Annotated in this window: 14 protein-coding genes; 4 read left to right on the plus strand and 10 right to left on the minus strand. The window is 41.6% G+C overall.

Annotation, left to right across the window (positions count from 1 at the left end; genetic code table 11):
• The first annotated feature begins 23 nt into the window (after positions 1-23).
• Positions 24-665: a V-type ATP synthase subunit D gene (locus tag ARCPR_RS08240; RefSeq protein WP_012941029.1), complete on the plus strand. Its 642-nt coding sequence runs from the start codon at positions 24-26 to the stop codon at positions 663-665.
• Here the strand turns inward: ARCPR_RS08240 and ARCPR_RS08245 are convergent.
• On the minus strand, positions 662-1,126 hold the full coding sequence (locus ARCPR_RS08245) for a DUF2299 domain-containing protein (protein WP_012941030.1): 465 nt from the start codon (positions 1,124-1,126) through the stop codon (positions 662-664). The genes ARCPR_RS08240 and ARCPR_RS08245 overlap by 4 nt on opposite strands.
• A gap of 107 nt (positions 1,127-1,233) precedes the next feature.
• Here ARCPR_RS08245 and ARCPR_RS08250 point away from each other — a divergent pair, with 107 nt between their 5' ends.
• The 3 genes from ARCPR_RS08250 to ARCPR_RS08260 are packed head-to-tail and all read left to right on the plus strand — an operon-like array spanning position 1,234 to position 3,311.
• Positions 1,234-2,157 (plus strand): replication protein A, encoded by a 924-nt coding sequence (locus ARCPR_RS08250; RefSeq protein WP_012941031.1) that lies wholly within the window; start codon positions 1,234-1,236, stop codon positions 2,155-2,157.
• Complete coding sequence (locus tag ARCPR_RS08255; protein ID WP_012941032.1) at positions 2,154-2,819, plus strand: hypothetical protein; 666 nt, start codon at positions 2,154-2,156, stop codon at positions 2,817-2,819. The genes ARCPR_RS08250 and ARCPR_RS08255 overlap by 4 nt, the downstream gene beginning before the upstream one ends.
• 30 nt (positions 2,820-2,849) lie before the next feature.
• Positions 2,850-3,311, plus strand: a complete 462-nt coding sequence (locus tag ARCPR_RS08260) for a DUF1931 family protein (RefSeq protein WP_012941033.1) — start codon at positions 2,850-2,852, stop codon at positions 3,309-3,311.
• Positions 3,312-3,357: 46 nt separating this feature from the next.
• Here the strand turns inward: ARCPR_RS08260 and ARCPR_RS08265 are convergent, their stop codons facing one another.
• From ARCPR_RS08265 to ARCPR_RS08305, 9 genes are read right to left on the minus strand one after another with little or no spacing between them, the layout of a single operon-like run.
• Entirely contained in the window at positions 3,358-4,599 is a 1,242-nt protein-coding gene (locus ARCPR_RS08265) for a UbiD family decarboxylase (protein WP_012941034.1), read from the minus strand.
• Entirely contained in the window at positions 4,596-4,949 is a 354-nt protein-coding gene (locus ARCPR_RS08270; protein ID WP_012941035.1) for a prefoldin subunit beta, read from the minus strand. Before ARCPR_RS08270 ends, ARCPR_RS08265 begins: the two co-directional genes overlap by 4 nt.
• 33 nt (positions 4,950-4,982) lie before the next feature.
• Positions 4,983-5,201, minus strand: a complete 219-nt coding sequence (locus ARCPR_RS08275; protein WP_245526132.1) for a KEOPS complex subunit Pcc1 — start codon at positions 5,199-5,201, stop codon at positions 4,983-4,985.
• On the minus strand, positions 5,182-5,655 hold the full coding sequence (locus tag ARCPR_RS08280) for an rRNA maturation protein (protein ID WP_012941037.1): 474 nt from the start codon (positions 5,653-5,655) through the stop codon (positions 5,182-5,184). Before ARCPR_RS08280 ends, ARCPR_RS08275 begins: the two co-directional genes overlap by 20 nt.
• Positions 5,656-5,676: 21 nt before the next feature.
• The gene (locus tag ARCPR_RS10035) at positions 5,677-9,789 is read right to left on the minus strand and encodes a DEAD/DEAH box helicase (RefSeq protein WP_012941038.1); all 4,113 of its coding nucleotides are present in this window, start codon (positions 9,787-9,789) and stop codon (positions 5,677-5,679) included.
• Between the two features lie 32 nt (positions 9,790-9,821).
• Positions 9,822-10,427, minus strand: coding sequence for a type I 3-dehydroquinate dehydratase (gene aroD, locus ARCPR_RS08290; protein WP_012941039.1), 606 nt, complete (start codon positions 10,425-10,427; stop codon positions 9,822-9,824).
• 27 nt (positions 10,428-10,454) lie between these two features.
• Positions 10,455-11,249 (minus strand): thioredoxin family protein, encoded by a 795-nt coding sequence (locus ARCPR_RS09420; protein WP_012941040.1) that lies wholly within the window; start codon positions 11,247-11,249, stop codon positions 10,455-10,457.
• A complete protein-coding gene (locus ARCPR_RS08300; protein ID WP_012941041.1) occupies positions 11,246-12,082 on the minus strand; it encodes a polymer-forming cytoskeletal protein in 837 nt (278 codons plus the stop codon). The genes ARCPR_RS09420 and ARCPR_RS08300 overlap by 4 nt, the downstream gene beginning before the upstream one ends.
• Position 12,083: 1 nt before the next feature.
• Complete coding sequence (locus tag ARCPR_RS08305; RefSeq protein ID WP_012941042.1) at positions 12,084-13,316, minus strand: 2,3-bisphosphoglycerate-independent phosphoglycerate mutase; 1,233 nt, start codon at positions 13,314-13,316, stop codon at positions 12,084-12,086.
• Positions 13,317-13,320 lie beyond the last annotated feature (4 nt).

Genomic DNA, 13,320 nt, shown 5'->3' on the forward strand with positions numbered 1-13,320 from the left:
TTTCTTTTGTTTAGGGTGATTATATGGCGATTGTTAAGGTTCAGCCAACGAGAATGGAACTAATTAAGCTCAAGAGAAGGATAAAGATGGCTAAGAGAGGACACGATCTGCTTAAGAAGAAGAGAGACGGTCTTATAATGGAATTCAGAGAGCTCTTAGAAGAGGCTAAGAAGGTTATTGGTGGAATGGCCGAGAAATACGAAAAGGCTCAGCAGAAGTTGGCTTTGGCAATAGCTGTCGATGGTATCGTCGCTGTTAAGTCAATTGCACTTTCAAGACAGTGCGAACCACAATTCGTCATGATGAAGAAGAACATCATGGGTGTCGTGGTTCCGGTTATCAAAAGAGAGGAGAAAATCATCAAATGCGCTATTGAGAGAGAGTATGGTATAATCGGCACGACAGCAAGAATCGATGAAGCAGTTCAAGCTTACGAAGAGCTTGTTGATGCAATATTGGAGGTTGCCGAAGTTGAAACAACGGTAAGGAGACTCATTGAGGAAATCGAAAAGACAAAGAGAAGAGTTAACGCTCTTGAATACAGAGTAATTCCGACGATGGAAGAAGCGGCGAAGTTCATATCGTTCAAGCTTGAAGAGCAGGATAGAGAGAGCATCATTAGGTTGAAGAAGCTCAAGAGCAAGAAAGCGAAAGCTAAAAGCTAGAGATACATAGCATCCAAATCTTTTCTCTTTTCGAACTCGTAGTTAACGCTCCAGATTATGTAAAGCTTACACTTGAAAACTTCTCTCAAGGCCTTCATTAGCTCTGACTTCGTAAGTTCTTCCAAATACAAGGGAACTTGAAATTCAATCTGCTTAACGTTTTCAGCATCTGGAATCATTCTGAATTCAGCGTTTCTGAAGAGCAAATCTATCTTCCATCTGTGTATCAAGGCTCTCTTCTTCTCTTCGGGTAGAGAATGAAGAGCTTTGTAATGATCATCACTTAAAACTATTCCACTCACGACCAAAACAATGTCCTTATGTTTTAACTTGATCACATCGCACATCTGCTTCGAGTTAGGAGGAAACTCAACTAAGAAGTGCCATTCAGCATTCTCATCCGGAACTTCAGCTTTCAGTATCCCTTCCTCAACAAGCCAACTCTTTACAACATCTTTCATGGAGAAAGTTCGCTTACAAGCTTAAACCTTTACCATAGCTTTGATTATAAAAATTTATGAAAGAAAAAGGCCAAATCTAATATATACGTTCGTTTAAGTCGTTCGATATGGAAAAAATAGAAAGCTTGGCAGATCAGATAATATCGCAATTCAAAAGCTTAGGCTACGATATAGATAGGAATGAAGTGGTGAAGAGGCTCAAGCTACTCATCCACGAATTTAAGGTTCCTGAGAATGAGGCTGTTAGAACTGTGAGAAACTGGATAATTAAGGAGTATGATATTCCGAGAGAAAAGGTCATAGCTGAAGCACCACTCGTAAAGATAAAAGACATAACTAAGCCGGGTCAGTGGGTAAGTCTGAAAGCTAAAGTTGTCCAGATATGGGACTCCTCAAGTCCGAGTGTTTCACAAGTTGGTTTAATCGGAGATGAGACCGGTATAATTAAATTCGTCATATGGGCTAAGTCTGGTAAGAGAGAGGTTGAGGAAGGCAAGTGCTACCTTTTCAAGAACGTCGTAACGGATAGTTTTCAGGGTAGAATGCAGATAAATGTTGGTAGGACGAGTGAAATAATAGAGATTGATGAGGACATTCCTCTACCACCGAGAGAAATAGAGGTCGTTGGGGCTTTAGTTGCTATACAGCAGAACAGCGGATTGATACAGAGATGTGAAAAGTGCCATAGAGTTATGACGAAGGGTATATGCCCAATTCATGGGAAGGTTAAGGGCTACGATGATTTGAGGATAAAGGGTGTCTTGGATGATGGAGAGAACATCTATGAAATAATTCTTAATGAGGACAACATAAAGGATCTTACGGGAATAGATCTGCAGAAAGCAAAGCAGATGGCATCTGAGAGACTCGATAGGAATGCTGTCCTCTCGGAACTTAAGAAGATGTTACTCGGAAGATACTTTAAGGTTGTAGGCGTTAGAGGTGGTAGATATCTGCTCGGTAGGAGTGTCGAAAAGATTGAGGGTGTTGATCAGAAAGAAATAGACAGACTCTTGGAGGTGCTGACATGAACGGGATCAGGAGGAGAGAGGTTGCTAGGAGGGTATTTGCATACGAGCTAAACAGATCTACTTACAGATTTCCAAGAGAGGATGAAAAGTCTCCAACTTACGTTCTAACCCCGTTAGGCGTTAGGGTCAACAGGATATTTTTGGTCGGAGCTCTGCTTGATAAGGAAGAAATAAAGCCGGATTCTGGAATATGGAGGATAAGGGTAAGTGATCCAACTTCAGCCGTTTACGGTTACGTCAGCAGATTTCAGCCAGACGCATTGGAGAGTTTGATGGAGATCGATGTTCCGGAACTTGTAGCGATAGTTGGTAAGGTCAGAACTTTTGAAGCTGGCGCGAGGATATTTGTTTCAATCAGACCAGAGTACATAGCACCAGTTGAAAGTGAAGTTAGAGATTACTGGGTTTATGAAACTGCTAAACACACCATAGAAAGGATAGAAGCCATGGAAAAGAAAGAGGATGAAGACGTGAAATTGGCTTGGCAGATATACAATCCAAACTTAAATGAGTATAGAGCCGTAGTTAAGCAAGCACTTCTGACGCTTAAAGAGGGCGTAGTTGCTGAGGGAGAGGAAGAAGAGGAGGAAATCAAGGCATTTGAAGAAGAATTTGAGTTTGAGGAGGAGGAGTGGGATCTCAGCGACATCTTGAAAGAATAAATTAATAAACAGCAGTTGAGGGATTGATTCATGGCGGAGATGATTATTCCGTATCCGCAACTGAAGAAAATACTCGAAGATACATGTGAGCTGGATGTTTACAAGGCTGAAGCGAGTAAGATGATGGACATCGTAGAAAGGAAGCTCGCAGACCTCTTTGAAGTAGCCTACGATAAGGCTAGGGCTGAAGGTAGAGAAATGATCATGTTCAGAGATCTGCCTCTTACAAAGGGATTTCTCAACTCCATGGAATTGTTCAGAAAGGCTATAGAAAGGCAGAATGTCGATGTAGAGCCGATAAAGAAGTTCGTGCTTAAGGGATTGCCAGTCGATGCTCCTCTTCAGGATGAACTTGTCGATGAGCTACCCATAATAACAGGAACGCTATTTGTTCTTATTGGAAGAGTCATAAAAGCCCTTCATCCGGATGTAGAAAGGGTTAAGGACGAGCATATTGATGAGGCTAGGAGAGTTCTGGATTACACCCTCTGAACTTTTTAAATTCAATTCAAATTTTTGTTCGTCAAAATAAGAATTCTTAAATTACTCTCTCAAAATCCTCTTCCCTGCTCAAATATTTCGTTGCATCGATCCCCCATTTCGCAGTCGTTTCATCTGCTGAAGGATCCAAACTGCTTCCTCTCGCCCCTTTAATTACGATAAAGTCCTTATCTGCCTGAAACCTCGTAGCAATTGCGTATTCGACATCTTCGTAGCTGTAAATGTCTATATCATTATCAACGACTATAACCCCCTTCAAGCTCGGATTCGCTGATAGAGCTGCTATTATCGCATTCTTTCCATCTCCTTCCGTGATTTTTTCTATCTGGACTATCGCATGGAAGTAGCATCTGCTTCCAGTTGTCATCACAACGTTCTTAACCTTGCAAACGTTCGAAACAGCCTTGTATATCACTGGCTCGTAAGGAATACCCATGAGAACCATGTGCTCGTAGCTTGCGGGAGTTATGGAGTAGTATATGAAATCGTCGGCCAGAAACATCCTGTCTATCTCTACAACGGGCTGTTTCCTGACTTTATCGTAGGTTCCAGTTATATCCACAAATGGACCTTCATCGACGAGCTTATCCGTTATTCTCCCCAGCAAAACTATCTCAGCGGGAGGGATCAGAAAATCTTCAATTCTGTAAACTTTCAAACCACCCATTAAAGCTGAAGCATATTCGAACTCTTTTCCGAAGGGCAATCGAGTTGCGGAGGCAAAGAGAAAGAGGGGATGAACTCCTATGACGATCGCTACGGGCAAATCTTTTCCCTTCTCAATTGCACTCCTCCAAAGAAGATAAGTATGGCGAGGCTCAACCAACCTTGCGACTAGCTTATCCTTACCCAAGAGCATCATTCTGTGGATCGATGCATTGAAGGAATCTGGTTTTACATCAGCATCGATATCTTTAGCAATAACAACTCCTGCAGTGATGTACCTTCCTCCATCTTTAGGATAATACCTCAGAATCGGTAGCTCTTCCAAGTTCACATCAACCTCTTTCAGTGAAAATTCGTTTGAAATCTCGACACTACTATATCCTAAGCTTGAGAGATGTCTGCACAAATCCTCTTTTTCAATACCTAAGTATTCGCAGAGTAGATCTCTCGTGCAGATGAAGTTCTTTGCAACCCTATTCCCTTCAACGTTCAGAATTACGGGTGTTCTCTCAAGCCCTTTCTCCTTGATAAAGCGGACTACCTCATCGTGCTTAAGTTCCTCCTCAAAAATTCTAACCCTTCCTCCCAAAAATTTTAAAGCTTCTCTGATCATCCAGCTTGCACTCCGCTCAACATAGACTTAACCTTGTTCTGAAGCTCCTGCAATCTTTCTTTTAACTTCTCCTCCTGTCTACTCAAGGCCCTGATTCTAACTTCAATTGTTTCCTTTTTCTCGTTCAACTCCTTCAAAACTTCATCCTTTTTTGTCTTAACGAGAACAGTTCCGACGGTCTTGTATATTGGAGTATCTTCGCTAGCCTTCTCAACCTCCTTAATAGCCTCCTCAATTTCCCTTAGAGCGTTCTCAAGCTGAAGTTTTTGGCTTACGACCATCTGAAGCTGTTGCTGGGTAGTCTGCAATTGAGCTATCATGTTCTGAACCTGAGGTGGTAACTCACCCATGCAAAGCCTTAAACCAACCTTTTAAAAGGTTTGCTACAAGACATCCAAACAAGCTTTAATCGTTCTAAGCCAAGCATTCACACTCGCTCTAAGCTCGGCCAAGTCCTCAGCTTTAATCCTTATGATAAGCTTCCCGTCAATCAGATCGATCTGAGTTTCGGTTAAAACGTGCTTTTCTTCAACTTTTAAAGCCCTGTAAAGAATTTCAGCATCCGGCAATTCAAACACGAACTCAGCCTCCAATTTTATCACCCCTAATCCTCATCTTGAAAACCATAACGTCCTTAAAGTAGAACTCAAGCTCGATCCATCCATTCTTTCTACGGACGTAAACCCTTTTGGGCGTATCAATCTTTCTTGCCAACTTTAAACCAGCCTTGTCCTGTGGTAAAGCACCCAAAATCAAGGGATCGAAAGGAGCTTTACCTATAAATATAACAGGACTGTCATCCATCTTAACCTTCTCAACATTGCTTACACTGAACCTTATTCTGAGTAATAGATTCCGATTTTTATCGTAGACTTCGAGAAAAGCGGGGTTACCCTTCACTTCCTTCAAAATAGCAAGCTTGTCATCGCACATTTCAAATAGATCATCCATACTCTTCTTACCCCTGTTTATGTAAGTCCAGTTCATGAATCTTGCAAGAGCTTTCGCCAAGCTTCTAGTCCTCCTGCTCGGCTTTCTTGAAGTTGTGAGCAACACGACAAAAATACTTTGAGATGTTTATTGATATTTCGATGAAATTCTCTTCAATATCATTTCGTGAAGTTTCCTCAAAACTTCCCTCCTATCTGCCATTAAAACTACATCCTCCCTTCCCGCAAGGTACATGTTCAAGGCGAAGGGACTCACCATTGGGAGCTCTAAGATCTCAACTTTTACCCTTCCATCGGCAACCCTTCTGAGATAATCTAAAGCATTCTCTATGTCCATGTAATCCTCAACTATCTCCCTATATGTCTCTCTCAAAACGGGGAAGCTCGGATACTTCTTCTTGAGAAGTCTTAGGAGGTTATCGGCACTTATCTGTTGTCTGTAAACGCTCTTCTCCTTTCCCATGTAGTTTCGGAGTATCATGAAACTTCTAACAGCCACATGCCTAAACCTTCTTCTGAGAAGTTCCGTTTTATCAAGCGATGCGATTAAATCTTCCCTGAAGTTTTCCAAGCTGAAGAGTGCTTTAATCTCATCCTCGCTGAGCTTGAAAGGTAATTTGAGCATGAAACCGTTGTCCGTTAAGCTTATCCCAACATTGCATCTCCTTTCTCTTCCAATTCTGTAGGCAAAGACCCTCGAAATAGCATCGTTAGCTCTCCTACCAACTAAGGTGTGAAAAACGTGGTAGTAATACCCATCCTCACTAAAAATCTCAATCAGAAGTCTTTCATTCGTTGGGATCTTGCTGAACTCCTCCTGCTCGTAGAAGTAATTGTATATGGCTTTAGCGGACTTGTAATCCAAGTTGTAAATCTTCATCAAGTGCTCTATCACGAATTCTGGATTCTCAATATTTTTCTCTATGAAACCCCTGAATTCCTGAATTCTCAAGGCTAAATCGTAGCTGAGAGGGAGTTGTTCGGAGAACCAGCTTGGAATTGTAGGCTTTACCCCCTCAACCTCCTCGACGATTATGCTCATTCCTCTCGAATAAAGATACCTGAAAGTCCTACCAGCCAAGACAAAAACGTCACCCTCAACCAGCCTTTCCGCAAATTCTTCCTCAACCTTCCCTATGAACTTACCATCCTTGGTAACAACGCTTATCGCAACCTCATCTGGAATCGTTCCGACGTTTAAATAGTAAATTGGTCTCAAAAGTCTGCTACGCTTTCCAAATTCTTTTCCGTCAAACCAAATTTTCCCGTAAACTTTCTCCTCCTCAAGCTCGGAAAATCTACCGCTCAGATAATTCAAAACGTCCAAGAATTCCTCCATAGTCAAATCTTTATAGGGATAAGCTCTCTTAACAAGTCTGAAAGCTTCATCAACCTTCCACTTTCTCTCCAAAGCCATTCCGATTATATGCTGACAGAGCACATCTAACGGCTTCTTGGGGATGTGAATTCTGTCTAACCTTCTACTCAAAGCTTCCCTAACCAAAACCGTGCATTCCACAAGATCGTCCTGATCGACCACAACAATTCTTCCAACACTTACATCTTCAAGCCTGTGCCCAGCCCTTCCTATTCTCTGCAAAGCCCTGTTTATGCTCTTCGGCGACCCTATAAGGATGACAAGGTCTATGTATCCTATGTCAATCCCCAACTCAAGGCTCGTTGAACTATTCTTTGAAATGAATCCGTTCACGATGTAGTTTTCAGTCTCTGAATTTATTATCCCGTAAGCTTCTTCAAAGTCAATCTGCTCAATTCTTACAATCCTATCGAAGAAAATATCACCCCTTGCCAAATCGAGCAGATAGTCGATTTCGTTTAGATTTCCAAATCTTTGATAATATTTAAGAAGTTTTATTAAATTTCTTCTTGAAATATTCTTTTTACCACTTTCCACCCTCACAGGGTTATATCCCAACTCCTTCTGAACTCTATATGTGCTTAAACCGAGTTTGCATCTTATATTCCTTAAAACTTTTCCTATGTTTGGAAAAACGTCCCTATTGCAGTATCCATCTCCAACTCTGTATCCTCTGTATCTTATCACCCTGTAAGGTTTCAAAATTTTAAGGAACTTTCTAAGGTATTCTCCACCCAAAACCGTAACCGTATAGCATTTACCTCTCTTTTTAATCTCTCTACCCCTAAAAATCTGAATTTCATCGTAATTTCTTACTCTAATTGAAGAAACGATACCGAAGTGTAGTAACAAATTTCTCAAACCTTCGGCGAAATTTTTGCTGAAAGTTGTAAAACTGGCTGAGTAAATCCTACCGTTTCGAACTTCAAAGTAACCATCACCATCGAAATATCCAGACAGAAACTCGATCTTGTGTTCGTCTGGTAGCGTGTAGATTATCTCAGGAAAATCACCAAATTTCGACTTTTTGGACATACTACCAAGTAAACCTTTAAAAATTTCAAATAGAACGCAGAAGGACAGATCAAATCTGTAAAGGTGTCTGTCACGCCTTATCTTCACCTTCAAATCGAATTCTTCTTCTACGATCTTCGCATACTTCTCAAGCATTTCTAAATCGTTGGAGTAAAATCTGAGCGCTTTTGAAGTCCAAGAACCGTCAGATAACCAAAATCCCAAGAGTCTCGCCATCGCTTTTGTAAACTTCGTTGTCCTTATCTTGGCTTTATTCTTGTCACTCCTTATTGCTTCGATTGCGTTATCTTCAATTTCAACGTTAAAGATTTCACAGAGCTTCTTAAGAACTTCAAATCTTATCGGATACTCACCTCTAAGGCTCTTTGCAAGCTGACTTGCACTAACACCAAGAATTTTGGCAGTCTTCTTTAAACCAAACGACTTTGCAAGAGTTCTAAGTTTGTCGAGGAAATCCCTTCTAAGTTCGATATAAGCGTTGTTAGGTAGGTAGTTCAAAATTGAGATTTCTTTTGCTTCCAATCTGATTTTTCTAACCACAGCCACAAAATCTCCAACTTTAAAGTCCTTAGCTTCTTTCCAAACCAGTCCGTTATCTAAAGTTAGAAATCTGTGTTCTGGGGTGCACTCTATTTCAAAGCCAAGTTTTGTCCTTATCCTGTATCCCTTACGACATTCAACTTTCAAAGGTTCTTTGAAGTTTACCAATGTAGTTCTAAAGTCCTTTAATCCCAAAATTTTTTCGTTTTTTAGATTTTTAATATCGACGAACCCTCTCTCCGTGACGATCTTCGTATTTGGTGCAACGCAAACAACTGCTCTAAGCTTTCCTTTCTTTAATTCCTCTTCCACTTCAAGTCTGACCTCTCTCGAGAGTGAGCTGTGGTGAGCTTTTATCGGATAGTCTGGTAAAAGCTTCTTCAAGTGATAGACAACTCTTTCAGTGGCACTTCGAGTGTTTGTGAATATCAGAGCAGTCCTGCACTTTTTAATCATCTCTGCAATTGTTTTGTAGAGCTTTTCGCTTATCTCTTCAGCGGAAGTAGCGAAGAAGTCCTCTATCGGAGAGATTACTTTGATATCCATCTTTTTCTCGAACGTTACATCCGCAACTATACAGTCCCTTTCCCTTCCATTCTCATACCCAACCAAAAACCTCGCAACTTCATCCAGCGGATGAATCGTAGCTGATAGACCTATTCTTACCATCCTTCCCTCTTGAAGTTCTTCAAGTCTTTCTATGGAAAGTGTGAGATGCGTTCCTCTCTTGTTCTCTGCTAAAGCATGAATTTCGTCAACTATGAGATATCTAACCCCTTTGAGGTACTGAGAGAATTTCGGAGTTGAAAGAACTATTGCTAAAGTTTCGGGAGTTGTTATGAGTATGTGCGGCGGTTTTCTAAGCTGTTTAGCTCTTTCTTCGGGAGTAGTATCTCCAGTTCTCACTGCAATTCTTATCTCCTGCAAATCAACTCCCTTCTCTTTTGCAAGCTCGTATATTTCCTTAAGAGGTACCTCCAAGTTCCTCCTTATGTCGTTGTTCAAAGCCCTTAGTGGGGACACATAGACAGCGTAAACTGCATCCTCAAGCTTCCCCTTTTCAGCCAAACTCACAAGATCGCTTATTATTGGGAGAAAACCGGCTAAAGTTTTCCCGCTTCCAGTTGGAGACGTCACCAAGACGTTCTTCCCCTCCAGAGCGGGGACTATCGAATACCTCTGCGGTGGTGTAAATGTCTTAAACCTTCTTTTGAACCACTCGGCTACTATCCAGTTTAACCTCGACAAAATCTCATCGTCGCTGTAAGCTCTGCCTTTGACAATCATTTTTTGAGAAATATGCAATGGAGAATAAAAGCTTACCTGAGTAGGCTGAAAATCTTCCTAACCTTTCTAGCATCCAACTGTCCCGGAGCTACTGCCTTGCTTATCGAGCAATATATGAAAGGAGAGCCCAAAAAGCATGCAAATATTCGAGTCCAAGCGAAGTTTTCACCCATGAGAAATGCCACAACATCATCGTATTCGCACAGCACTCTCGTAATAGTTAAAACATCCTCTTTACATCTACCCATCGTCGCAATTTTGAATATGTCTCCCCTCTTACCTTCTATCAAATCTCTGAGGTATTCGTAGTTCGGAGTTTCCTTGAAATTGTGGTACGACTCTATAACTTTGCACTTCATAGCTTTGAAATCTTCATCTCGCAGATCGCACTCCAAATCGACGTAATCGGCATAGGCAGAATACCTCGAAAGCATTTCAATCCTTCTGCGTTCATCCCCCTTGTACATTCCACCTTCTTGAACTCTCCTGATTGTAACGATTGTAGGCTTTTCAATGCCCAAAAGTTTTCTCTCATCTGGAAATACCGAAAACAAGTCTAACCTTAGTTCAATTATATCTGCAACGCTTGTGGCACTTACAACATCTGCAAAGCTTGTTGCAGATACTACTATCTTCACGAAAGAATCTAAAATTATTTGCAGAAATCACTTTTGGTTTCTTCTCTCTATCTCATCAATTGCTTCCCTTGCAGATTCTTCGACATCTCCTCCCTCTTTCAAGAGCTCTTCAAGAAATTCTCTATCGCTTTCATCGCCTATATCTCCAAGTAACATCGCCACATCCTGCCTGATCCTTTCATCTTCGTGTTTTAGAAGTTCTCTCATCTTGTCTTTAACCTTCTTAACGATCTCTGGATTCTCCTTTGCCAGTTCTTCGATAGCGACCATAGCACCCAATCTTACCATGAAATCGTTGTAAGTTAGAAGATCCACAAGAACACTAGCATCTCCGTCCTTCTTAACTTCTCTAACAACATCTTCAGCACCGCCCTCCTTTAAAAGCTTTGCAAAGTACTCTTTTTTATCGTAACCCCTTTTTATCCACTCCAAAACCTCCTCTCTGCTTACCTTTCCAACAAGCTTGACCTTTCCTATAACCACTGTGGGTGTAGCCATGACATCGTATTCATCTGCAATTTCCGGGTAGTCTGTAACGTCTATTATCTCAATCTTCTTTATGGGTAGAGAGCATATGTCTTCAACGACGTGAGGGCAGACTGGACAGAGCGGAGCTATGAAAATCTTTACCTCAGCATCAATATCTCCTCTGTCTTCAAGATTTTTTTTAAAGATCTTAAGAAACAGCTCCTTCTTCTTATCAACGTCGCCCAGTATCACGATTTCTCTGGAATTCCTTATAACAGTCTTAGGTCTCTCAGATTTCACTAGTTTGCCATTTGTAAGTCTGGCAAAATCTTCCGATGTTGTTTCTACTATCATTCCTGATCGGTTGTTGCATCGTCGTTTAAAATTTCCTCTGGCAGTTCAACGTGGGGCTTTATCCACACACCCTTCCTTCCAACTATTGATCCCTCTACGACACAGCCCTCCTCCATGTAGACGTTATCCGCTGTGATTTTACCCAAAACAACACTACCTCTGACGAGGTAAACATCTCTACCTTCTATAATCCCGTGAACTCTGCTACCCTCTACGATAACGTTTCTTCCTCTAACGCTACCGTAAAGTTCGCTCTCTAGGATTTTTGCATCTCTACACCTAAGATTTCCCAAAACTCTACTACCATCTATTAAAACATCTTTCCTCGTCTTTATGTAATCGAGATCCACTTCTGAATTTTCTGGTATTTCCAAGGGGGATAAAAATTCTTCGGGTTCAAAAAGCTCCTCTATCTCCTCATACTTCCCCAATCTCAGCATGGCCAGAATGTAGAGGAAAATGAACATTACAATGGGCATGGGATCCTGAATTGTTATCAAACCCCTAGCCTCAAAACCGTTCTTTATCTTAACATTTCTACCTATCTCAAGATCACCGTAGACAGTTAACCTTCCCTCTATGCTCGTAAACTCACCTATGTACGCATCACCCTTGCTAATAACATCCCCCTTAACCGTACACCAAGCTCCCAATCTGACCTCTTCCTTTCCCAAAATATCTCCTTTAATCTCTGTTCTGTCTCCAACTATGACTTTTCGAGCTATTATACCGTAACCCAGTCTTGAGTTGGCTCCTATTAATGCGTCTCCCTCAAGCACTATGCTCCTTTCATCGAACTTCGTATTTTTTGGTATCACGAGCTTCTCCAACATTTCAGGCACCGAACTTCTTCGCTTTGTTTATCAGGTCGAGTACTATATTGAACAAATCGTTTCCAGTCATTCTGTGAAGTCCACCTTTATAAGCTTTTAACTCTGAAAACTCCTCAACATCATCAGTCCTAACATCTCTGTAAACGATCGTTACTGGGACTGGGTCCGCCGTATGATCCCTAACGTTTATTGGTGTCGAGTGATCTGCTGTAACTACCAAACAGACTTCCGAAAAGTCTAAACTCAACAGAGGTTCTATAGCCTCATCAATCTTCTCTATGAAGGCCTTCTTGCCCTCAAAATCCCCGTCATGCCCGTACTCGTCTGTAGCTTTTATATGCAGTAGAACGAAATCGTACCTCTCAAGTGCCTTCAAGCTTGCCTCAACCTTCGCGTTCAAATCGGTATCCTTCCCTCCAGTTGCGCCCTTGACATCGAGAACTTCACCGCCTAAGAGCCTTACAACACCCTTTATCAAGGCAGTTCCCGATACACATGCCAGTTTCATTCCGTATCTATCTTCAAATTTTGGCAGATGTGGAACCTTCCCAGCGCCTCTGAGTAGGAGCACGTTTGCTTTCGGAAGACCTTTTTTCTCCCTCTCTAAATTGAGGGGATGACTGTCCAGAATTTCGTGCGACCTCTGAACGAAGTAGTTCACAACTTCAGCCGTCCTTCTAGCTTTTTCATCGTCTTCGAGTGGAACACACCTCTTTACCTTCTCACCAACCTTTTTAGGATCTACATCGCTGACCTTATCCGATAGATCATCTCTGAAAACTACGGCACCTCTGTGTCCGGATCCCCTCTTGAAAACGAATTCGACTCCAAATTCACTTAAGTCAACACCTTCATTAATGGCTTTAACCAATTCATCAGTCTCACTAATTCTGCCAGCCCTCCTATCAACTACGATTTTATCGAAAACACTACCTTCTCCTTCAACAGTTCCAAAGTTTACTCTAAAAGCCACATCACCCTCCTTAAGCTCTATACCAACTCCAGCAGCCTCGATTGGTCCTCTACCCGTATAACATTTAAAAGGATCGTAACCCAGTAAAGCTAAGTGGGCCGTATCGCTTCCCGGTCTTACACCGGGCTTTATCGTGTCCATTATGCCATTTATACCCATCTTAGCCAACTTGTTTAAGTTTGGCTTTTTTGCAGAAGAGAGAGGCGTTACATTTCCCCTATCACCAGCGCCATCTATTATAACCATGAGAACTTTGGGCATGAAA

Origin of the sequence: Archaeoglobus profundus DSM 5631, assembly GCF_000025285.1 — an archaeon.
Lineage (GTDB): Archaea > Halobacteriota > Archaeoglobi > Archaeoglobales > Archaeoglobaceae > Archaeoglobus_B > Archaeoglobus_B profundus.

Excerpts from the sequence above, each read along its gene's own strand:
- ARCPR_RS08240 (WP_012941029.1), top strand. The coding sequence starts at position 24 with ATGGCGATTGTTAAGGTTCAGCCAACGAGAATGGAACTAATTAAGCTC.
- ARCPR_RS08245 (WP_012941030.1), bottom strand. The coding sequence starts at position 1,126 with ATGAAAGATGTTGTAAAGAGTTGGCTTGTTGAGGAAGGGATACTGAAA.
- ARCPR_RS08250 (WP_012941031.1), top strand. The coding sequence starts at position 1,234 with ATGGAAAAAATAGAAAGCTTGGCAGATCAGATAATATCGCAATTCAAA.
- ARCPR_RS08255 (WP_012941032.1), top strand. The coding sequence starts at position 2,154 with ATGAACGGGATCAGGAGGAGAGAGGTTGCTAGGAGGGTATTTGCATAC.
- ARCPR_RS08260 (WP_012941033.1), top strand. The coding sequence starts at position 2,850 with ATGGCGGAGATGATTATTCCGTATCCGCAACTGAAGAAAATACTCGAA.
- ARCPR_RS08265 (WP_012941034.1), bottom strand. The coding sequence starts at position 4,599 with ATGATCAGAGAAGCTTTAAAATTTTTGGGAGGAAGGGTTAGAATTTTT.
- ARCPR_RS08270 (WP_012941035.1), bottom strand. The coding sequence starts at position 4,949 with ATGGGTGAGTTACCACCTCAGGTTCAGAACATGATAGCTCAATTGCAG.
- ARCPR_RS10035 (WP_012941038.1), bottom strand. The coding sequence starts at position 9,789 with ATGATTGTCAAAGGCAGAGCTTACAGCGACGATGAGATTTTGTCGAGG.
- ARCPR_RS09420 (WP_012941040.1), bottom strand. The coding sequence starts at position 11,249 with ATGATAGTAGAAACAACATCGGAAGATTTTGCCAGACTTACAAATGGC.
- ARCPR_RS08300 (WP_012941041.1), bottom strand. The coding sequence starts at position 12,082 with ATGTTGGAGAAGCTCGTGATACCAAAAAATACGAAGTTCGATGAAAGG.
- ARCPR_RS08305 (WP_012941042.1), bottom strand. The coding sequence starts at position 13,316 with ATGCCCAAAGTTCTCATGGTTATAATAGATGGCGCTGGTGATAGGGGA.